At 58.1% G+C, this 21,570-nt stretch carries 16 protein-coding genes; 11 read left to right on the plus strand and 5 right to left on the minus strand.

Annotated elements, in window-relative coordinates; all coding sequences use genetic code 11:
* The first annotated feature begins 105 nt into the window (after positions 1–105).
* The 5 genes from dusB (at position 106) to ntrX (ending at position 7,349) form a co-directional block, all read left to right on the plus strand.
* The gene (dusB, locus tag AC2FF7_RS05640; protein WP_480865666.1) at positions 106–1,089 is read left to right on the plus strand and encodes a tRNA dihydrouridine synthase DusB; all 984 of its coding nucleotides are present in this window, start codon (positions 106–108) and stop codon (positions 1,087–1,089) included.
* Positions 1,086–2,153 (plus strand): two-component system sensor histidine kinase NtrB, encoded by a 1,068-nt coding sequence (locus AC2FF7_RS05645; protein WP_170354346.1) that lies wholly within the window; start codon positions 1,086–1,088, stop codon positions 2,151–2,153. The genes dusB and AC2FF7_RS05645 overlap by 4 nt, the downstream gene beginning before the upstream one ends.
* Before the next feature lie 34 nt (positions 2,154–2,187).
* Positions 2,188–3,555 (plus strand): response regulator, encoded by a 1,368-nt coding sequence (locus tag AC2FF7_RS05650; protein ID WP_170354345.1) that lies wholly within the window; start codon positions 2,188–2,190, stop codon positions 3,553–3,555.
* A 99-nt stretch (positions 3,556–3,654) separates the two neighbouring features.
* The gene (locus AC2FF7_RS05655) at positions 3,655–5,943 is read left to right on the plus strand and encodes a sensor histidine kinase NtrY-like (RefSeq protein WP_170354344.1); all 2,289 of its coding nucleotides are present in this window, start codon (positions 3,655–3,657) and stop codon (positions 5,941–5,943) included.
* Positions 5,940–7,349, plus strand: a complete 1,410-nt coding sequence (gene ntrX, locus AC2FF7_RS05660) for a nitrogen assimilation response regulator NtrX (protein ID WP_496905333.1) — start codon at positions 5,940–5,942, stop codon at positions 7,347–7,349. Before AC2FF7_RS05655 ends, ntrX begins: the two co-directional genes overlap by 4 nt.
* 12 nt (positions 7,350–7,361) lie before the next feature.
* Here the strand turns inward: ntrX and AC2FF7_RS05665 are convergent, their stop codons facing one another.
* On the minus strand, positions 7,362–7,841 hold the full coding sequence (locus tag AC2FF7_RS05665) for a hypothetical protein (RefSeq protein ID WP_209194490.1): 480 nt from the start codon (positions 7,839–7,841) through the stop codon (positions 7,362–7,364).
* Positions 7,842–7,937: 96 nt separating this feature from the next.
* Between AC2FF7_RS05665 and trkA the strand changes: the two genes are divergently transcribed.
* The 4 genes from trkA to hflX all read left to right on the plus strand — a co-directional run bounded on the left by trkA (position 7,938) and on the right by hflX (position 12,489).
* Positions 7,938–9,314 (plus strand): Trk system potassium transporter TrkA, encoded by a 1,377-nt coding sequence (gene trkA, locus AC2FF7_RS05670; protein WP_170724253.1) that lies wholly within the window; start codon positions 7,938–7,940, stop codon positions 9,312–9,314.
* A complete protein-coding gene (locus tag AC2FF7_RS05675) occupies positions 9,314–10,852 on the plus strand; it encodes a TrkH family potassium uptake protein (protein WP_170752841.1) in 1,539 nt (512 codons plus the stop codon). The genes trkA and AC2FF7_RS05675 overlap by 1 nt, the downstream gene beginning before the upstream one ends.
* A gap of 126 nt (positions 10,853–10,978) precedes the next feature.
* Positions 10,979–11,218, plus strand: a complete 240-nt coding sequence (gene hfq, locus AC2FF7_RS05680) for an RNA chaperone Hfq (RefSeq protein ID WP_005982826.1) — start codon at positions 10,979–10,981, stop codon at positions 11,216–11,218.
* Positions 11,218–12,489 carry a GTPase HflX gene (hflX, locus tag AC2FF7_RS05685; protein ID WP_496905334.1) on the plus strand — a complete coding sequence of 424 codons (1,272 nt, stop codon included), beginning with the start codon at positions 11,218–11,220 and terminating at the stop codon, positions 12,487–12,489. Before hfq ends, hflX begins: the two co-directional genes overlap by 1 nt.
* A 3-nt stretch (positions 12,490–12,492) precedes the next feature.
* Here hflX and AC2FF7_RS05690 read toward each other — a convergent pair whose 3' ends face one another.
* The 4 genes from AC2FF7_RS05690 to hemB all read right to left on the minus strand — a co-directional run bounded on the left by AC2FF7_RS05690 (position 12,493) and on the right by hemB (position 17,339).
* Positions 12,493–12,888 (minus strand): SgcJ/EcaC family oxidoreductase, encoded by a 396-nt coding sequence (locus tag AC2FF7_RS05690; protein WP_480865662.1) that lies wholly within the window; start codon positions 12,886–12,888, stop codon positions 12,493–12,495.
* Positions 12,889–12,996: 108 nt separating this feature from the next.
* A complete protein-coding gene (locus tag AC2FF7_RS05695) occupies positions 12,997–15,459 on the minus strand; it encodes a penicillin acylase family protein (RefSeq protein WP_496905335.1) in 2,463 nt (820 codons plus the stop codon).
* A 169-nt stretch (positions 15,460–15,628) separates the two neighbouring features.
* Positions 15,629–16,201, minus strand: a complete 573-nt coding sequence (locus AC2FF7_RS05700) for a lipid-binding SYLF domain-containing protein (RefSeq protein WP_170354336.1) — start codon at positions 16,199–16,201, stop codon at positions 15,629–15,631.
* Between the two features lie 139 nt (positions 16,202–16,340).
* Positions 16,341–17,339 carry a porphobilinogen synthase gene (hemB, locus tag AC2FF7_RS05705; RefSeq protein WP_496905336.1) on the minus strand — a complete coding sequence of 333 codons (999 nt, stop codon included), beginning with the start codon at positions 17,337–17,339 and terminating at the stop codon, positions 16,341–16,343.
* Positions 17,340–17,459: 120 nt separating this feature from the next.
* Between hemB and AC2FF7_RS05710 the strand changes: the two genes are divergently transcribed.
* Both AC2FF7_RS05710 and mfd read left to right on the plus strand, forming a co-directional pair.
* On the plus strand, positions 17,460–17,984 hold the full coding sequence (locus AC2FF7_RS05710) for a component of SufBCD complex (protein ID WP_209194497.1): 525 nt from the start codon (positions 17,460–17,462) through the stop codon (positions 17,982–17,984).
* Between the two features lie 21 nt (positions 17,985–18,005).
* Positions 18,006–21,464, plus strand: coding sequence for a transcription-repair coupling factor (mfd, locus tag AC2FF7_RS05715; protein ID WP_480865659.1), 3,459 nt, complete (start codon positions 18,006–18,008; stop codon positions 21,462–21,464).
* Positions 21,465–21,570 lie beyond the last annotated feature (106 nt).

A 21,570-nucleotide genomic window follows, 5' to 3' on the forward strand; every position in this document is an offset into this window, starting at 1 on the left:
AAAAATTAAGCAAGTGATGATTTTGCGGGCTTTTCAGCTGCCGTTTTGTTGTTCATATACGCTCAATTCGATATCTAAGTCGCAACTGCCCAAGGATTAAGCACGTTGACTCTTCAACTCGCAGACAAAGACCTGACTCCGCCGGTGCTGCTGGCCCCGATGGCCGGAATCACCGACCGCCCGTTTCGCGATTTGGTGATGCGCTTTGGCGCGGGTATGGTGGTCAGTGAAATGGTTGCAAGCCAGGAAATGGTGCAGGCCAAACCCGGCGTGCGCGAACGGGCCGAGCTGTCGGCCGACGTGGAAAACACCGCCGTTCAACTAGCCGGGCGTGAGGCGCATTGGATGGCCGAGGCCGCCCGGCAGGTCGCTGATCGGGGCGCGCGGGTGATCGACATCAACATGGGGTGTCCGGCCAAGAAGGTCACGAATGGCTATTCCGGCTCGGCGCTGCTGAAAACGCCGGATCATGCGCTGACATTGATCGAGGCGGTGGTCGCGGCGGTTGATGTGCCGGTCACGCTGAAAACGCGCTTGGGGTGGGACGACAAATTACTGAATGCGCCGGACGTCGCGCGGCGCGCGCAGGCGGCAGGGGTGCAGATGGTGACGATCCACGGGCGCACGCGCTGTCAGTTCTACAAGGGGCAGGCGGACTGGCAGGCGATCCGCGCGGTGAAAGAGGCGGTCGATATCCCTGTAGTCGCAAATGGGGATATCGTGGATACGGAAACAGCGGGAACCGCGTTGGATCAGTCAGGCGCGGATGGCGTCATGATCGGGCGGGGTGCTCAAGGTCAGCCTTGGGTTCTGGCTCAGGTCTGCCACGATCTTTATGGCGCGCCTGCGCCGGTGGTGCCTCAGGGCGAGGACCTGATCGAGATGGTCCGCGCGCATTATCAGGCGATGCTGGGCTTTTACGGTAGCGATCTGGGTCTGCGCGTCGCGCGCAAACATCTGGGTTGGTATATGGATCAAGCTGGTACGCCAGCAGCCTTGCGCCGCGCCGTTCTGACCTCTCGCGATACGGAAGAGGTGATCCGCCTGCTGGGTGACGCCGTAAGCACTGAGGCGGAGGCTGTCGCATGAATTCAGACCAGAGTATTTGGACTTCGCTTCCGGTACCGGCCTTCATAATTGATGGCGATGATCGGATATCCGACGTTAATTCAGCCGGCGAAGGATTCCTTAATGCCTCGCGTAAATCGGTGATCGGGCACCCGGTTTGGGATCAGATTGCGGTCGACGCGCCACTAGAAGAGGCGTTCGAGCGCGCGCGGGCGCAGGGAACACCCTTGTTCGTGAATGATGTAGATGCGGGCTCGGGCAATCGTGCGCCGCTGCAATGCGCGCTGCAGATTGCACCATTGGTTGGTCATCCGGGTTCAATGATCATGATCATCTCGCCGCGAGAACTGGCAGGGCGGATGACGCGGGGCAATACTGTTAAATCGGCGGCGCAGTCGGCGATCGGCATGGCCGAGATGCTGGCGCATGAGATCAAGAATCCACTGGCCGGCATCACTGGCGCGGCGCAACTGCTGAGTATGAACATCTCACAGCAAGACCTTGAACTTACAGACCTTATCGTCGCTGAGAGTCGTCGTATCGTAAAGCTGTTGGAACAGGTCGAGCAGTTCGGAAACCTGTCGGAGCCTGATTTCAAGCCAGTGAATATTCATGATGTCCTGGACCGCGCACGCCGGTCGGCCTTGCTAGGATTCGGCGCGCATATGAAAATCATCGAGGAATACGACCCTTCGTTGCCGCTGGCCTATGGTGATCCGGATCAATTCCTGCAAGTCATTTTGAACTTGTTGAAAAACGCGTCTGAAGCTGCTGATCCCAAAGGCGGAATAATTCGCATCAGGACGTATTTCGAACATTCCTTCCGACTTCGGCGCAGTGATGGTTCGGGCCATTCCCTGCCATTGCAAATCGAGATTATCGACGACGGGCCGGGCCTGCCCGAGAAAATCCGTAGCGATATCTTCGACCCGTTCGTGTCGGGCAAGGAAAACGGCACCGGCCTCGGGCTGGCGCTGGTGAGCAAGATCATCTCGGACCATGACGGCTGGATTTCCGCCGACTCGGTGCCGGGCCGTACGGTGTTCCGCATTTCGCTGAGGCGGGCACCGAAGGATGCAACGTAAGACAAAGCCGGAAAGAGCTTAAGGAGAGCACCAAATGGATGGAACAGTTCTGGTCGCAGATGACGACCGCACGATCCGCACCGTTTTGACACAGGCCCTGACGCGGGCTGGATGCAAGGTGCATGCGACCTCTTCACTGACCACGCTGATGCGCTGGGTTGGTGAGGGCAAGGGGGACGTGGTGATCTCGGATGTCGTAATGCCGGACGGCAACGGTCTGGAAATGCTGCCAAAAATCGCTCAGGACCGTCCAGGTTTGCCAGTCATTGTAATCTCGGCTCAGAACACGATCATGACGGCAATTCAGGCGGCCGAGGCGGATGCTTATGATTATCTGCCCAAGCCCTTTGACCTGCCGGATTTGATGAAGCGCACTGCGCGCGCGCTGGAGCAGAAACAGCGCGTTCAGACCGAAGTGGCGGAACCTGTCGACGAGCGTCCGGAAGAATTGCCTTTGGTCGGACGGACACCGGTAATGCAAGCGCTTTATCGGCTGGTTGCACGGGTTATGAACACTGATCTTTCGGTCATGATATCTGGTGAAAGTGGAACGGGTAAATCGCTGATTGCAAGGGCAATTCATGATTTCTCGGATCGTCGGACGCTGCCATTTGTAACTGCAACTGCGGCCGATCTGCGGGATCTGGAAGGCCCCGCGCGGGTGATGGCCCGTGTGCGTGGCGGTACGTTGCTGATTGATGAAATTGCCGATATCGAGGATGAACTGCAGGCCCGTATCGTGCGCATGATGGACACGCCCGGCGATCACGTTCCGCGCTTTATGGCAACCAGCCAGTCCGACCTGACCGAGGCGATGGAGAGTGGGCGCGTGCGTCAGGATCTCTATTACCGTTTGTGCGGTGCGACCATTCATGTGCCGGCATTGCGGGAACGGGTTGATGACATCACCTTGCTGGCCGATCACTTTCTGGCACGGGAAGAACGTGAGCACGGCACCAAGCGCTGGCTTAGCGCTGACGCGGTGGAACTGGTTCGACGCTATTCCTGGCCGGGTAACGTGCGGCAGCTTGAAAACGCAATCCGCCGTCTGAGCCTGACCAGCCGCGCCGATGAAATCTCGAAAGCCGAGGTTGAGATGGTGCTGGGCAGTCAGCCCGAGGCTGAACCTGTTCTGGGTGACGGCGAACGCGAAAAACTATCGGCGTCGGTTGCGCGTCATCTGAGGCGGTACTTTGATCTGCACGGTAATTTGCTGCCACCTCCGGGTCTCTACCAACGCATTCTTCGCGAGGTCGAAGCCCCGCTGATCGAACTGGCGCTGGATGCAACTGGTGGGAATCAGGCAAAATGTGCTGATCTTCTGGGGATTAACCGGAATACGCTGCGGAAAAAGATTACAGACCTCGATATTCAGGTGACACGCAGACGCAAACTGATGTAATATGGCCACACAAAGCGTGGCATCCGGGTTCTGACCCGGCAAGGACCACGAAATATGGCGGTTAGCCGCGAAAGCGGCGCATCAGGATGAGGGCAGACGGTGGCATCCCGAGCACAGAGCGGGCTGATCCTATCGATTAATCGGTGGCGAAAATCCCGAAAGCTGCGCAATTTTAGCACCTTGGGTCTGGTTCTTCTGGGCCCTGCTTTGGCGTTGGCGACGTATCTTGTGATCGGCCCCTTTGACCTTGGGGCTTCTGCACCAACTCTGCGGCTCATCCTGCTTGCGGACTTGGTCTATGTACTGGTCGTTGCGGCGCTTGTGCTCAGTCAGGTTGGTACGTTGATTGCGGCACGGCGCGCGAAATCCGCGGGCTCGCGCCTGCACCTCAGACTGATCGGCGCATTTACGCTTTTGGCGTTGGTTCCAACCGTGACAGTTGCCATCTTCGCCGGATTGACGGTGAACATCGGGCTTGAGGGTTGGTTTTCAGACCGTGTTCGGCAAGTTGTGGGCTCATCTCTCACGGCCGCTGAAGCTTACGAGCAAGAGCACCGCGAGGGCTTGACGCAGGACGCCACAGTTCTTGCGCGGTTCTTGGACAATTCACGCGCAGTAGATTTCTACATCTCGGACGCCGAATTGCGGTCTGTGTTGGCACAGGGACAATCTCAGATTCAGCGTGGTCTGCGCGAGGCTTATGTCATCGACGGCAGTGGCGAGATCAAATCGCGCGGCGACAGGTCGTACCTGTTCAACTACGAAGCTCCGACGCCAGAGCAACTGGTCGAAGCCGCTGATACGGGCCTTTTGATCATTGCAGATTGGCAGAACAGCGAATTCCGGGCGTTGGTTCCTCTGCGCGCCTTTCTGGATCGATACCTTTATGTAAGTCGCGAAGTCGACGGGCAGTTGCTGACCTTGCTGGACGACACCAAGGAAACGGCACAGTTCTATCAACAGCTTGAAAGCGACCGGGGCCGGGTTCTGTTCGAGTTCGGTCTTTTGTATCTTGGCTTTGCGGTCATTTTGATCCTTGCTGCGATGTCTTTGGGAATGTGGTTTGCCGAGCGCCTCTCGCGCCCGGTGGGGCGGTTGACAACGGCGGCCCAAAGGGTTGGTGCGGGTGATCTGAGCGTTCAGGTGATTGAAGAGGCCAGCGATGATGAGATCGCGATGCTGGGCCGTTACTTCAACCAGATGACACGGCAGTTGAAAGGGCAGCGCGATACCCTTCTTGAGAATACGCGGCAAATCGAACGCCGCCGGCGATTGTTTGACTCGGTTCTCAGCTCGGTCACGTCCGGGGTTGTCGGCGTAGATCCGGATGGTTGCGTAACATTCGTGAACCGCTCGGCTGAACGGTTGCTGGACTGGTCGCGTGGCGAAGAACACTTGGCCATCGGCATTGCCGTTCCTGAATTCCTTCCCCTATTCGAAACGCTGAAGGACAGCGGTCAGGAAGCGGTTCAGGGTGAGGTCAAGGTGACCCGTAAAGGGCGCTTGGAAAACCTGTTGGTACGTATGGCCACCCGCCGCGGCGAGGACGGTGGACTTGAAGGATACGTGGTTGCATTTGACGACGTAACCGATCTGGTCAGTGCGCAGAGGTTGGCAGCCTGGGGTGACGTGGCGCGCCGGATCGCGCATGAGATCAAGAACCCTTTGACCCCGATCCAACTGAGCGCGGAACGGATCAAACGCAAATTCTCGACCAAGCTGGATGAAGAGGATTGCGACAAGTTGGTGTCGATGACGGATGTCATCGTGCGTCAGACCAATGATTTGCGCCGGATCGTCGACGAATTTTCGAAATTCGCCCGGATGCCCGAACCCGAGCGGCGCGAGGAAAACATTGTTGAGCTGGTGCAAGAAGCGGTCTTGTTGCAGCAATCGGGACAACCGGATGTCGAGATTCTGGCCTCTTTGCCAGACCAGCCCATCCAACTGGATGTGGATGCGACGATGTTGAATCAGGCTTTGACGAACCTGATCAAAAACGCGGGTGAAGCTATCGAAACGCTGAAAAGAAAGGGTGCCCCCGACAATCTGAAGCCACAGATAAAAGTGGACGTGACGCCCGATGACGCAGGTACGGTGATAACGATAGCAGATAACGGAATAGGTTTACCGGAAGACAGGGCGCGATTGTTCGAGCCCTATGTGACCACACGAGACGAGGGGACGGGCCTTGGCCTGCCCATCGTTAAGAAAATAATCGAAGAACATGGCGGTGCACTGACTTTGGAAGATGCACCGGTATTTGACGGACAGGACCATTTTGGCGCGATGGCCGTGATCCGGTTGCCCGGGGGCAATTTCCCCCAATCCTCGGCGCCACAAAAGCAGGCAATTAAAACAAACAAACTGAAAGCAGGCCAAAGATGAGTGACATTCTAATCGTAGATGACGAACGCGATATTCGCGAGCTGGTGTCCGACATTCTGGAGGACGAAGGCTATTCAACCCGGCTGGCTGGCAACTCGGACGAGTGCATGGCCTCGATCAATTCCGAGCCGCCGGGTCTGCTGATTCTGGATATTTGGCTGAAGGACAGCCGTATGGACGGGATCGACATTCTTAAGGCGGTCAAACGCGACAATCCGGATGTGCCCGTGGTGATCATTTCGGGTCACGGGAACATCGAGATCGCCGTCGCGGCGATCAAGCAGGGGGCTTATGATTTTATCGAAAAGCCCTTTAACATTGATCAGTTGATGGTTGTTATCCGTCGCGCGATGGAAACCTCGCGCTTGCGCCGCGAGAACGCCTCGCTCAAGCGCAAGGAGGTCACGAGTTCCGACATGATCGGCAAGTCCGCCTCGTTCCGCGCGATGCAGGGACAGTTGGACAAGGTGACCAAGTCGAACGGTCGCGTCATGCTCAGCGGTCCTGCCGGATCCGGCAAAGAGATCGCCGCGCGGTACATTCACGCCCATTCGAACCGGGCAAACGCGCCATTTGTGACGGTCAATTGCGCCGGTATCGAACCAGAGCGTGTGGAAGAGGTTCTGTTTGGTCGAGAATCATCAGAGCGCGGCGTCGAATCCGGATTGCTGGAAGAGGCTCATGGGGGCGTTGTCTACTTTGACGAGGTTGCCGATATGCCGTTGGGGACTCAGTCCAAGATCCTGCGGGTGCTGGTCGATCAGCAATTCCAGCGTGTTGGCGGCTCAGACAAGGTGCGCGTGGATCTGCGTGTCATTTCATCGACCAACAAGAACCTCGACGAAGAAATCGCGGCAGAACGGTTCCGCGAAGAGCTGTATCACCGCCTGAATGTTGTTCCGATTGACGTGCCCTCGTTGGAGGATCGGCGCGAGGACATTCCGGTTCTGGCGCAACATTTCATAGAAATGTGCAATGAGTCTCAGGGTCTGCCGGTGCGCGAGATATCGGATGAAGCCGTGGCCTTGTTGCAAACCATGACCTGGCCGGGCAACGTGCGTCAGCTGAAGAACTTGATCGAGCGTGTGTTGATCCTTGGGGATGGGACCGGCCCGATTGAGGCCAGAGAACTGCCGACCGAGGATGAAAAATCCGACGACTCCGGTCGTGTGGTTTTGTCGGGTGCACTGGCGACTCTGCCGCTGCGCGAGGCACGCGAGGCGTTCGAGCGTGAATATCTGCTGACGCAGATCAACCGGTTTGGCGGGAATATTAGTCGCACCGCCAGCTTTGTCGGGATGGAACGCAGCGCGCTGCATCGCAAGTTGAAGTCGTTGGGCGTTGTGACATCGAACAAGTCGGGTGCGCGGGTTGCGCAGATTGACGAACCTGAGCCGGCGGAATAATCCGCCGGGTCTTTAACCTGCCTGGCCAGGTGTGATGATCTGGAAAGAGCCATCGTCAAATTTGACGAAACAGGACTCGGTGCTCAGGGGTGGTAGTTCGGTTGTACGAACGGCGGGCACGCGGCTTTTAACGCTTTGCTTACAAGGCGGCAGGCTGATCGGGCGATAACCTTTGGCGGCCATGCACTGTGCTTCGACCGTGTTGCGCAGGCCTTGGTTGACATCGACTGTGTAGATCTGACCAGGTTGCCACCAACCGCCTGTGCGGTGGCATCGACCGCGGCTGTCGCAATATGTTCGCCCGGGCCAATAAGTCGGCGGTCCCTGACGAACCTGATTGGCGACTGGCGCATCATTCAGGGCCTGCACCTGACATTGCGTCGTCTCGGTCTGCACGCGCGATACACTTTCGCCCTCGCGATAGTACATCGACAATGGCCCGCATGCGGTCAGGACTGTCAAAGGAATGAGTAAACGAATTACTGTTTTCATGGACTTAGAATGCCCTGACCTCAGGGATTTTACAATTCAATTGACCACTTCGGGACCATCTGTCATTCAAAACGTTCAGGCAGAAGGGCCCACGATATGAAGGTCATCATTTGCGGCGCTGGCCAAGTAGGCTGGCAGATTGCACGGCATCTGTCGGGCGAATTGAACGACGTGACGGTAGTGGACAATAACCCTGATCTTGTCCGCAGGGCTACTGAAACGCTGGACGTTCAGGGCATTGCCGGCTTTGCCAGCTACCCGGATGTCTTGGAACGCGCTGGTGCGCGTGACGCCGAGATGATCATCGCCGCGACCCATTCGGACGAGGTGAACATGGTCACCTGTCAGATGGCGCATTCCGTTTTTTCAATTCAGCGCAAGATCGCGCGTTTGCGGTCAAAATCCTACCTGCAAGCTATTCACTCAGATCTCTACCGTCGGGATCACCTGCCTATAGACGTCGTAATCAGTCCCGAGCGCGAGGTGGCCGCTGCCGCCATGCGCCGCCTTTCGGCGCCTTCGGCATTCGATACCGAGATGTTCATGGATGAGAAGGCACAGCTTTTGGGCATCCGTATCGATGAGGATTGCCCGATCGTGAACACGCCCCTGAGGCAGCTGACGGATCTGTTTTCGACCCTCAGTTCCATCGTTGTCGGGGTGCGGCGCGAGGGTACGTTGTTTGCGCCGGAATCCGAAGATCAGCTGTTCGTTGGTGACGAATGCTATGTCTTTGCCAATGTCAAAGACGTGGACCGCACGATGGAGGTTTTCGGCAAAGCGCAGAGGAAACAGGATCGCGTGGTGATCGTTGGAGGCGGCAATGTCGGGCTGGAAGTCGCGCGCACATTGGAAGAACGCGAAAGTCGTGTCCGCGCCAAGATTATCGAGCGGGACCGCAGTTGTGCAGAACAAGCCGCCGAAGCATTGGAACGGACAATTGTTCTGAACGGCGATGGTCTGGACGCTGCACTGCTGCGTGAGGCCGGGATCGAACGGGCGGATGCCATGCTGGCCGTGACGGATGACGACCGCGCCAACATGTTGGCTGCCGTGCGAGCCAAAGCTGAAGGATGCGCATTGGCGATTGCTTTGATCAACGACCCCAGCATGGTCGCGCTGATGGGGCCGCTTGGCATTGATGCATATATCAACCCGCGCGCGACAACGGTCAGTTCGATCCTGCGCCATATCCGGCACGGACGGGTGCGGCAGGTCTATTCGATTGGGGACGCCGAGGCCGAGGTGATCGAGGCCGAAGTCCTCTCGACCTCTCCAATGGCCGGGCAAAGGCTACGCGACATTGACTTCCCGGAAGGTGTTCTGGTGGGTGCGGTCCGCAAGGGCGATGAGTTGGTGCGTCCCTCGGGCAGTCTGCGGATCGAGGAAAAAGACGTGGTCGCGATCTTTGCGATGGCCAAGGATGTGCCAGAGGTCGAGCGCTTGATGCAGGTTTCGATTGATTTCTTCTGATGGCGCGGGTTGTTGCACATCAGATCGGACTGGTGCGGCGCTTGCCGTTGTTCTTGCTGATCTGGGGCATCGCCGCAGTGTCGATGTGGATACCTGCGGCTTATGCGCTGGCTTTGAATGACCACGATACCTCGCGGTCGTTCTTCTACTCTGGATTACTGGGTTTGTTCGTGGTGGCCACGATTGCGTTGGCCTCATCCAATCGTATTCCTCGCCGGGGAACTCTTGGGCAATTGGCCGTGCTTCTTGGCTGTTTTACCGTTCTACCGTTGTTTTTGGCGATTCCTTTGCATGATGCGCTTGGAAACACCACTTTTCTGAACGCCTATTTCGACATGGTCAGCGCCTTGACTACCACGGGGGCGGATATCTTCCCTGACCCCGAACGGTTGAGCGCCCCACTGCATCTGTGGCGGGCCCAAGTAGGCTGGATGGGCGGGTTGCTGATGTGGATTTCGGCGGCGGCCATTCTTGCGCCGTTGTCGCTGGGCGGGTTCGAGGTTACGGCACGTGGTCAGCCGGGACGTCCTGTGACAGGCGTGGCGCAAAGTGAACGTGTTGATCCGCGTGGCCGTCTCATCCGCGTAACCCGGACGCTGACCCCGGTTTATGCCGGGTTAACGCTGGTGATCTGTTTGTTGCTGCTGATTACCGGGGAAACCGGCCTGACCGCGATCTGTCATGCGATGTCCACGATGGCGACGTCGGGTATCTCTCCGGTCGGGGGATTGGAAGGAGCGCAGGCTGGGATCACTGGTGAGGCGATCATCTTTCTGTTCCTTTTCTTCGCGTTGTCGCGTCTGACGTTTTCCACCGATACGGCAACAACCGGGTATTCGCGGTTGGACAAAGACCCCGAGTTCCGGATCGGCCTTATGATCGTTGTCGCTGTCGCCGCACTGTTGTTCACCCGCGTTTGGGCCGGAGTGAATGAAATCGGCAACCAACTGACGCCGGTTCAAGCGCTCAGTGTGATCTGGGGGATGGTTTTCACAGTATTGTCCTTTTTGACCACCGCTGGGTTCGAAAGTGCAAACTGGAACGATGCGCAACAGCTGTCGGGGTTGGGGACTCCGGGCCTTGTTCTGTTGGGAATCGCGCTGATTGGCGGTGGTGTCGCGACCACGGCCGGAGGGGTCAAACTGCTGCGTGTGTTTGCTCTTTACCTGAATGGTGCGCGCGAGATCGACAGGCTGATCTACCCGTCTTCTGTTAGCGGGGTCGGGGGCGGAAATAAGCGCATCCAAAGCGACGGCGCCTTTATTGCGTGGATCTTTCTGATGATGTTCGCGTTGACGGCTGCATTGTTCAACATGTTGTTGGCGGCAATGGGCGCGGGGTTCGAGCAGGCGATGGTTTTGACAGTTGCCGCCCTCAGCACCACGGGCCCTCTGATCGAATTGGCGACTGACGTGCCCATCAGACTGGTTGATCTATCGGGGGGCGCAAAGCTGACAATGTGCGCCGCCATGGTGATTGGACGGCTTGAGACGCTGGCAATTATCGCCTTGATCACACCGTCCTTGTGGCGGGACTGAGAATCAACACTCGTGTTAATGATTGATTTTTCATCTGGAAACTCGGTTAACGACACTCCATACTCTGCCAGAGGGAGCGCGTTGGTCCGCAGCGCGTAGCAAGAACAATGGCGAGTTTATAAAAATATGGCTTCGGACAGACAGAATCTGCAGGACGCGTTCCTGAACAATGTACGTAAGGCAAAGGTCCCGGTCACAATTTTCCTGATCAACGGTGTGAAATTGCAAGGTGTGATCACGTGGTTTGATAACTTTTGCGTGTTGTTGCGCCGCGACGGACAGTCGCAGCTGGTTTATAAGCACGCGATCTCGACCATCATGCCATCACAGCCGATCAACCTGTATGAGGGCGAAGACGCCTCTTGATGGAACATGACAGGACGCGCACCCGGGCTTGGGTGCTGCATCCGGAAATCAAGTCAGATGAACAGCGCCGTGTCCCTGAACCGGCGCTGGCAGAAGCGGTTTCTTTGGCCGCTGCTTTGCCCGGCCTTGACGTGGTCGGGTCAGAAATTGTGCGCTTGCCGCGGGCGCAGGCCGGTTTGTTGTTCGGCAGTGGCAAGATTGAAGAACTGGCCGAGCGGCTGCACGACAACAAAATCGAACTGGTGCTGATCGACGGTCCGGTGACGCCTGTCCAGCAGCGCAACCTTGAAAAGGCGTGGAAAGTCAAAATCCTCGACCGGACGGGGCTGATCCTCGAGATTTTCAGCGACCGCGCCCGGACACGTGAAGGTGTTCTACAGGTCGAGATGGCCGCACTCAGCTATCAACGGACACGATTGGTACGCGCCTGGACCCACCTGGAACGCCAGCGGGGCGGTTTGGGTTTTGTCGGCGGCCCCGGCGAGACGCAGATCGAAGCCGACCGGCGCGCCATTGACGAACAACTTGTTCGCTTGCGGCGGCAATTGCAGAAAGTTGTCAAGACACGCACCTTGCATCGTGCGGCCCGTGCCAAGGTGCCGTATCCTATTGTGGCGCTGGTGGGTTATACAAACGCGGGCAAGTCCACTTTGTTCAACCGTCTGACCGGTGCCGAAGTGATGGCCAAGGACATGCTGTTTGCCACGCTTGATCCAACTATGCGCCGGGTCGAACTGCCTGATGGTCCCGAGGTGATCCTGTCGGATACGGTGGGGTTTATCTCGAACCTGCCGACCGAGCTGGTGGCTGCCTTTCGCGCCACGTTAGAGGAAGTCCTGGGTGCCGATATCGTCGTCCATGTCCGCGACATCAGCCACGAAGAGACTGAAGCACAGGCGCAGGATGTCGAAACCATCCTGACGTCTCTTGGGGTCGAGGATAACCGCCCGCGTCTGGAAGTTTGGAACAAGATCGATCTGTTGAACCCCGAAGAACGCGAAGCGGCTGTTGCCCGTGCGGATCGTGACCCTGAGGTTTACGCGATTTCGGCGGTCACAGGAGAAGGCGTTGGCCCGCTTTTGGCCGACATCGCGACCAAGCTTCAAGGGGTTCGACACGAAACGACGCTGTTGCTGGGCTATGCCGAGGGTGACAAGCGGGCATGGTTGTTCCGTCAGGACGTGGTTCGGGCCGAAAAACAGACCGAGGATGGTTTCGAACTGACCGTTCTATGGACGGACAAGCAAGCCGCGCAATTCGCAGCGCTTTAGGCGTTATTTCCCGTCGATCTGGCGTTGATAATCGTCGGTGTCGAACCATCCCAGCGAAGTTTTCACCTTGTGGTCCTCGGTCAATTCCCACTCTTCCCAGCCGCGGGTGATGACATGGTTGCCGGTTTGCGCGTGATGACCTTCCAATGTCCAAACAAAGATGGCGTGACTACCTGCCCATCGCATCATGTCGCAGCGCACCTCGAGGTCAGGAAAGTCTGCGTAGAACCCGCGCGCCATTTCAGCAACTGCGGCCCGTCCGACAATCGGATCTCCTCGGTTTATCGTGATTTGCCCATCAGGAGCGTAAAACCGTGCCACTTCGTCAGGGTTGCCTGAACTCCAGGCAATCGCATAGTCGCGCGCGAGATTGTTCAACCTATCCCGAATGCTGGCCATAAATACCCCCAAACCAAATGTCTTTGCCTTAGGCGAGGGTACGGCAAAACCACCGCTTTCGTCCACGTAAGCTGAAAAAAGGGGCAAGGTCTTGCCGAACAGGGGAAATTAGCGCGGGATCAGGTTGGTAACGCCGACCGCAGCCGCGCGGGCGAGATCCAGGTCCAGCGACATCGGAATATACTCTCCGCGGCGCCACAGTTGGGCTTGGTCATCATAATAGCGGGATAGAAAATGACCCGACTGACCGGTTGCCGTTATAAAGACCGAACTGTCGGGGTCGGCAAAATCATAGACGCCCCGATATCCTGCACCATGAACGTTCTGGAACGGGTCCGGCCCTTCGCCCGAGGTGCGCCCGCGTAGCAAAGTATTGTCGCCGCCGCTGGTGGATTGGCGGATATTGACGAAGAACCGCAGAACCGGGACCGAGCCCAGAACCGGGTGATCATGGGTCGCCTGATGCGCATCGCCCCAGCGTAAGGACTGTAGCGCGCCGCCGTATTTCTCGGTGATCCAGATCAGCGCATCATCCAGTGCAAGGCGGGCCATATCACTACATGTTTCCGTTGGTGCGCTTTGCCGAACGTCGCACCAGACCGCCGCGCCATCAATGTTCCGATAGACGCGTTCGATGAACAGCGGCTCGACATGTTTAAACTCTGCCGCAATCGGCCCCAATTCGTCCGAGATCAAACGGATCTGAAGCGCCCGCAGCCACGCCGCATAGATCAAAGGTTCAGGCAGATGTTCGTTCATCTCGCCATTCCACTCGGCCAGCAAATTAAGTGCAATCTGACGTTGCCGTTCTGGTGTACCTTCGGGGGCCGAAGCTCCAGTGAACCACAAATCTGCCCCGATCAGCGGCAACAGGGACCGGGCAGTGAAGCTTACGGTGTCCAGCTGTGCCTCGATAAAGCTGTCGCGCGTATGGACCTCGCGCGATTGCATCAGCCTTTCCCATCTGTGAATGCGTTGGGTATCGCCCCATTCATACGACACATGTCTCGGAAATGGGCGGTTGATGACCTTGTTGTTGGTATTACCTAGGATACCGCCTGCAGGGGCCACGAATTCGGGGTTATCGCCATAGGGCAGACGTCCCTGCCAGCGGTTCTCGTTCAGCCAACCCGGTGTCGGAATGCGTCCCCGGCTTTGGTTTCGCAGGTCGCGGCGGGGCATCGCACCGATCAGTTTCATACCAATGGTATCCGTATCGACCAGCGAAAGGTTCTGGGACGGAGCAATGAAAAGCTCGGCCGTGTCAATCGCCTGTCGCACTGTGTCCGCATTCATCAGCGCCATTGAAGCAGACATCGAGGTATCCTGCGCGCTGAGCGCAGTCCACGACAACGACGTTACATGCCCCGGAGGCGTGATGGTTTTCAAGTCAAAGTCACTGCCGGGCAGGACAGGTCCGTTCTCTGTCCAGCGCAAGGTCAGTGTAATGGGCGCTTCGTCCTTTATTTCTATGATCGATGGACGGCTGCGGAACTGTTTGAAACCGTCAGGCGTCAGGTATTCTTCAGGGTTGTCGGGGTTGAGTTGTTCGATATGTATGTCCTGGTCGTCCAGATAGGACGATGTCAGCCCCCATCCCAGACGATCGCTGCGCCCGGTCATGATTGCCGGAACGCCGGGGATACTTGCACCGATCACCCCACCCTTGGCCAGTTGCAGACGGGCCAGATACCAAATACCTGGCGCTGTAAAGCCCAGATGCGGGTCATTGGCCAGCAAGGTGCCCCCGATGGCCGAACGTGAAGGTGCGGCGCTCCAGGCGTTGGAGGCTCCGGCCAGTCCGCGCTTGGGAAATGGTGATAACGGGGTATCGGGCCTTGGGGTTCCCGCCGCGTAGCGGGGAACGCCGGGAAACAAAGTTGCGTATTCGGGTAGCGCTGCGATCCCCGACCCCGGAACATCGGGTAAAATATCAGCCAGTCTTTCGGCATCGTTCAGCATTAGCGATGTGCGCGCCCGCAGCACCTCATCCTCAAGATGTCCGGACAGTTGCAATGCCATCAGCTTGATGACCGCTAGGCTGTCGCCGGGTTGCCAAGGAGAGACCGACGCGTTGAAAAGGAACATCTCGGGTGCGCCGCGACCCAACGCGCTTTCGTTGATCTCGGCCAGACGTGCGTTTACCCCCGAGGCATACGCCCGCAGGGCCGCTTTGGTATAGTCGTCCTGAACCGTGACCGAACGATGGGCCAGCCCGTACAGGTCCAGTCTGCGCAACAGTTTGTCGATGTGAACGGTGCGTGCGCCAAAAACCTCGGATAAACGCCCCTGTGCCGTTCTGCGCAGAACGGTCATCTGCCAAAGCCGGTCCTGAGCATGCGCATAGCCCAGCCCAAAGAACACATCCGGGTCAGTCGCACCCAATATATGAGGAACATTTGCAGTGTCGCGGACGATCTCGACCGGGGCTGTCAGGCCCTGAACTTCGACCGTCTGATCATATTCCGGCAAGGATTGACTGGCCAGAAAATACACCAGCAGGACAGCGGCCAAAGTTAACAGAACGAGGCCCGATGCGATACGCACCAGCCAGCGAAATACTATAGCCATCTGCGGTCCAATTTCCTGTTCATCCGTCGAATGGCGCAAGAGTAAAGGAACCCATCGCGAACCGAAAGAGCAGCGCGGGCAGTTTGTTCCACTGCGCCGTTACGAAACGCAAACCCCGCCGCTGACCGGGGTCAGGGCGGGGCGAAACCGGGGGTCTCCGGTTCGGGTCTTACGGAATGATCCGTGTGTATTTCGTGCCTTCTACGGTGGCGCCAATCTGCAGGCCGGCTTGGCCAAATACAGCAGCCAACACGGGTGAACGCAGTGTTGTTGTGTCGGTCGAAAGGCTATCGCCCTGATCGCTGACCACATAGCCGATATCGGCCCCAGCGGTCCAACCGCTGGAACGGCGGAAATCGTTTAGCGCGTCTTGCGTCATGAAGAACAGGACATGTGCATATTGCTGCGCCCCGATCTGCAACCCGGCGGTGCCTTTGACTGCCGAGTAGTAATCGACAGTGGCACCGTTGATACGCAGTGCGCCGCGGCCATATCCGCCACCAAATACAAATCCGGCCTCTGTTATCAGCGGCATGACCAGCATGCCGTTGGCTTTTTCGGCGATCTCAACCGTGTTTGGGTAGCGCGCGTACATTTCGGTCAAGGTCGCATCGACACGCGCATCAATCGTGGCTGCGTTCGAATTGCCGACACCGTTGCCGCAAGCGGCAGTCAGGGTCAGGCCGGCCATGCCAATGGCAAAGCCACGACGGCTTAGTCGGGGGGAGTTGGAACTGCTCATGTTTTTTCTCTGTATAACTGCCTGAATTGTCGGGTGTTCCCGATCTTATCTGCAAGGATACGCCGATTGATTCTGCGTGTCACGGGAAAGCTGGCCCCGTACCGATCACAATCGGCGAAAATTCGCGACAATATGTCTTTTAACCTTGCAACAGCTTAGCGACCGCGGGTGCGAAATAAGTCAGTATGCCGTCGCAGCCCGCGCGTTTGAATGCAAGCAGGCTTTCCAGCATCACTTTTTCCCCGTCGATCCAACCGTTCTGCGCCGCGGCCTGAACCATCGCGTATTCACCCGAGACCTGATAGGCATAGGTCGGTGCCCCGAAGGTGTCTTTTGCTCGGCGGCAGATGTCCAGATAGGGCATCCCGGGTTTGATCATCACCATATCCGCGCCTTCAGTCAGGTCGCGTTCAATCAACCGCAGGGCCTCGTCCGAGTTTGCCGGGTCCATCTGGTAGGTCTTTTTGTCCCCGGTCAGCGCGCCTGAGGCACCCACCGCATCGCGGAACGGACCATAAAAGGCGCTGGCGTATTTGGCAGCATAGCTCAGGATCATCACATTATGGTGCCCTGCCGCTTCCAAGGCCTGACGCATAGCCCCGATCCGACCGTCCATCATGTCCGAAGGGCCGATGATGTCTGCTCCGGATTCGGCCTGCGCCAGCGTCATTTTGACCAATGCCTCGACGGTCTGGTCATTCACAATCTCGCCATCTACGACATAGCCGTCATGGCCATTGTTGTTGTAGGGGTCCAGCGCCACGTCGGTCATCACTGCGATATCAGGCGCCGCTGCCTTGATGGCCCGTATTGCCCGGTTGGACAGATTGTCAGGGTTCCAGGCTTCGGCACAGTCCTCGGTTTTCAGGCCGGGATCGGTGTAAGGAAATATGCAGATTGCCGGGATTCCAAGCGCCTGTGCCTCGACAGCGGCCTTTGAGATCAAGTCGACCGAGCGGCGGACGACGCCGGGCATCGATGGAACGTGCTCTTCCACACCCTCTCCATCGCGGACAAAGACCGGCCAGATCAGATCATCCGTGGTCAGAGTGTTCTCGCGCACTAACCCGCGTATAGCTGGCGATTGACGGGCCCTGCGAAAGCGGGTCTGGGGATAGGGGGCGATGGTGGGTTTCATGTCGCACTCTCCTTGAATATTCCCGCATTGGGTGGCATGAATTCCGCGTAGTCTCAAGGGTAACGATGGACGCGCCGGTGCGAAGAGGGTCCCTGGTGACAGTGAACAAGGGGCCGATGCGTGAACTTATACTCTTCGATCTTTGAAGTCATTGACATGCGCAGCTTTTCCAATCTTTGGTATTGGATCGTGCTGGCGGTGCTTTGGTCGTCAGCTAGCCACTGGGCGATGGGGGTTCCGTTTGATCTCGTTTCGCGCGCCCGTCGCAACGGAGGTCAGGCCGAGCAGGATCTGTTGGATATCGTTCGGATAAACGTTAATCGGCTGATTTACATCGTCGAGGTTTCGGGACTGGTTATTCTGGCGTTTGGCTGTTTCTTTTTCACAGGTCTGGCTACGCTTGGCTTTTATTACGGGATTGAACTTGCACAGGCGGTATTCTTGTTGTTGTTTCCGGTCGGTTTGGTCATGCTGATCAACATCTCGGCGGCTCGTAAGTTGCAGCGAACCGAGGTTGGCCTTGAACCGGTTGCTAAAATACTGACCCGGTGCAGGATTTATACGCAGATTGTCGGAATGATTTCGATCTTGATCACCTCGCTCTGGGGTATGTATCAGAACTTTTCGATTGGCGTTCTGGGATAGAGAATTCGGAAAGGCAGGGCGATGAAGGCTCCGAACCATGTCACGGTTGGCGGCGCGCCCGAAGGGTTTGACGCGCAGCTTGTCCTGAATGAGATCACCCGCTCGGGCGGACCGGTATGCCATGTGGCGCGTGATGACAAACGGCTTGAAGCGATGCGCGCCGCGCTGGCGTTCTTTGCGCCCGATATGCCCGTCTTTGTATTTCCGGGCTGGGATTGTCTGCCCTATGACCGCGTCTCGCCCAATGCCGATATCGCCGCCGCCCGTGTGGCGACGCTGGCCGCGCTGGTGCATCAGATGCCCGACCGGTTCGTGCTGCTGACCACGCTGAATGCCGCCACCCAACGCGTGCCCGCGCGCGAGGTTCTGCGCGAGGCCGCGTTTACCGCCCGCGTCAATCACCGCGTGGACGAGGCCGCGTTGCGCAACTTCCTTGTCCGCATGGGTTTCACCCAAAGCCCCACGGTGATGGAGCCCGGCGACTATGCCATTCGCGGCGGCATCATCGACATCTTCCCTCCGGGCGAGTCCGGCCCCGTGCGTCTGGACCTGTTCGGAGACGTTCTGGACGGCGCGCGCCGGTTCGATCCCGTCTCGCAGCGCACCACCGAAAAACTGGAGGTGGTGGAACTGGCCCCGGTCTCCGAGGTTATTCTGGACGAGGCCGCCATCACGCGTTTCCGCCAGAACTATCGCATCGAGTTCGGAGCGGCGGGCACCGATGATCCCCTGTACGAGGCGGTCAGCGCAGGGCGCAAACATCAAGGCATTGAACACTGGCTGCCCTTCTTCCACGACAAGCTGGAGACGCTGTTCGACTACCTTCCCGAAGCATCGATCACCGTCGATGATCAGGTCACACCCGCGCGTCTGGCGCGGTGGGATACGATTGCCGATCAGTATGAAACCCGAAAACTGGCACTAGCCAACCGATCCCGCATGGACACGGTCTACAAGCCGACCCCGCCCGGATTGCTCTATCTGGACGATACGGCTTGGGAGGCTGCGGTCGGCGATCGTCGGGTGATGCAATTCAGCCCTTTACCTAAGGCCAGCGGGCCGGGCGTGATCGACGCGGGCGGGCGGATCGGACGCAACTTTGCACCCGAACGGCAGCAGGAAAGCATCAGCCTGTTTGGGGCTTTGGCCGCGCATATCACCGACAAGATGGCCAAAGGCCCGGTGCTGATTGCGTCTTATTCCGAAGGCGCCCGCGAACGCCTGACCGGTTTGATCGAAGACGAAGGTCTGGCCGAGGCGATCCCTGTCACCGATGGCACCCGCGTCGGTAAACGGGGCCTGCATCTGGCCGTCTGGGCGCTGGAGCATGGGTTTGAGACGCCCGACCTGACGGTCATTGCCGAACAGGACGTGCTGGGCGACCGCCTGATCCGCCAACCCAAGAAGCGTCGCAAGGCCGAGAACTTCCTGACCGAGACCCAATCCCTAACCCCCGGCGATCTGGTCGTCCATGTGGATCACGGCATCGGCCGCTATCAGGGGATGGAGGTCGTCACCGCCGCCGGCGCCGCCCATGAATGCCTGCTGCTGGAATACGCCGAACAGTCGAAATTGTATCTACCGGTCGAAAACATCGAGTTGCTATCGAAATACGGCCATGACGAAGGTCTGCTGGACCGTCTCGGCGGTGGCGCATGGCAGGCTAAAAAAGCCAAGCTGAAAGAGCGTATCCGCGAGATGGCGGATAAGCTGATCCGCATCGCCGCCGAACGCGCGCTGCGCAAAGCACCGGTGATGGACCCACCGCCCCACGCGTGGGAGGAGTTCAGCGCGCGCTTTCCTTATCAGGAAACCGACGACCAGCTGCGCGCGATTTCCGAAGTGATGGAGGACATGCATTCCGGCGCGCCGATGGATCGACTGATCTGCGGCGATGTGGGCTTTGGCAAGACTGAGGTCGCCATGCGCGCCGCCTTTGTCGCCGCCATGTCCGGCGTGCAGGTGGCGGTGATTGCGCCGACAACGCTGCTGGCCCGCCAACACGCGGCCTCGTTCAAAGACCGCTTCCGGGGGTTCCCGCTGGAAGTGCGCCAACTGTCGCGGTTCGTGTCCGCGAAAGAAGCGCAGCAAACCCGCGACGGGCTGGCACGCGGCACAGTCGATATCGTGATCGGCACCCACGCACTGCTGGCCAAGGGCATCCGTTTCAACAATCTGGGCCTGCTGATCATCGACGAAGAGCAGCATTTCGGCGTCGGCCACAAAGAACGCCTGAAACAGCTGCGCAGCGACATCCACGTCCTGACCCTGACCGCGACGCCGATCCCGCGCACCCTGCAGCTGTCTCTGACCGGCGTACGCGACCTGTCAATCATCGGCACGCCACCTATCGACCGCCTGGCCATCCGCACCTATGTCAGCGAATTCGATGCGGTCACCATCCGCGAGGCGCTGCTGCGCGAACATTACCGTGGCGGGCAGAGTTTCTACGTTGTCCCGCGTATCTCGGACCTGCCCGAGATCGAAGAGTTCCTGAAAGAGCAACTGCCTGAACTGACCTATGTTGTCGCCCACGGTCAGATGGCGGCGGGGGAACTTGATGACCGTATGAACGCTTTCTACGACGGCAAATACGATGTGCTGCTGGCGACTACGATTGTGGAAAGCGGGCTGGATATTCCGACCGCAAACACGATGGTCGTACATCGGGCCGATATGTTCGGCCTGTCACAACTCTATCAAATTCGCGGCCGGGTGGGGCGCTCAAAAACCCGCGCCTATGCTTACCTGACCACCAAACCGCGTAAGAAACTGACGGCCACGGCCGAGAAACGCCTGCGCGTTCTGGGCTCGCTGGATACACTGGGGGCCGGGTTCACGCTGGCCTCACAGGATCTGGACATTCGTGGCGCTGGCAACCTGCTGGGCGAGGAGCAATCGGGTCAGATGCGCGACGTGGGCTATGAACTCTACCAGTCCATGCTGGAAGAGGCGATTGCCAAGATCAAATCCGGAGAGATGGAGGGGCTGTCCGACAGCGATGACCAATGGGCGCCGCAGATCAATCTGGGCGTTCCCGTCCTGATCCCGGAAGACTACGTACCCGATCTGGATGTGCGTTTGGGTCTTTACCGTCGCTTGTCCTCGCTGTCGACCAAAGTTGAGCTAGAGGGCTTTGCGGCCGAGTTGATCGACCGGTTCGGCAAACTGCCGAAAGAAGTGAACACCCTGATGCTGGTTGTCCGCATCAAAGCCATGTGCAAACGAGCAGGTATCGCCAAGCTGGACGGGGGGCCGAAGGGCGCGACCATTCAGTTCCACAACGACAAGTTTGCGTCTCCGCAGGGGCTGGTTGAGTTCATTCAAAACCAGCGCGGCATGGCCAAGGTAAAGGACAACAAGATCGTTGTGCGGCGCGACTGGAAGAATGATGGCGACAAGATCAAAGGGGCTTTTGCCATCGCTCGTGATCTGGCCGAGAAAGTCATCGCCCAGAAAAAGAAGGCCAAAGCAGGCTGATGCCGGTGCAGGGGGCGCTGCCCCCGCCGCGCGTGCCGCGCGACTCCCCCGAGGTATTTCGGACAAGATGAACAAGGGATCCCAGCTTCATCTGGCTAAAAATACC

The sequence above is a fragment of the Ruegeria sp. YTSC325 genome, from assembly GCF_059609525.1.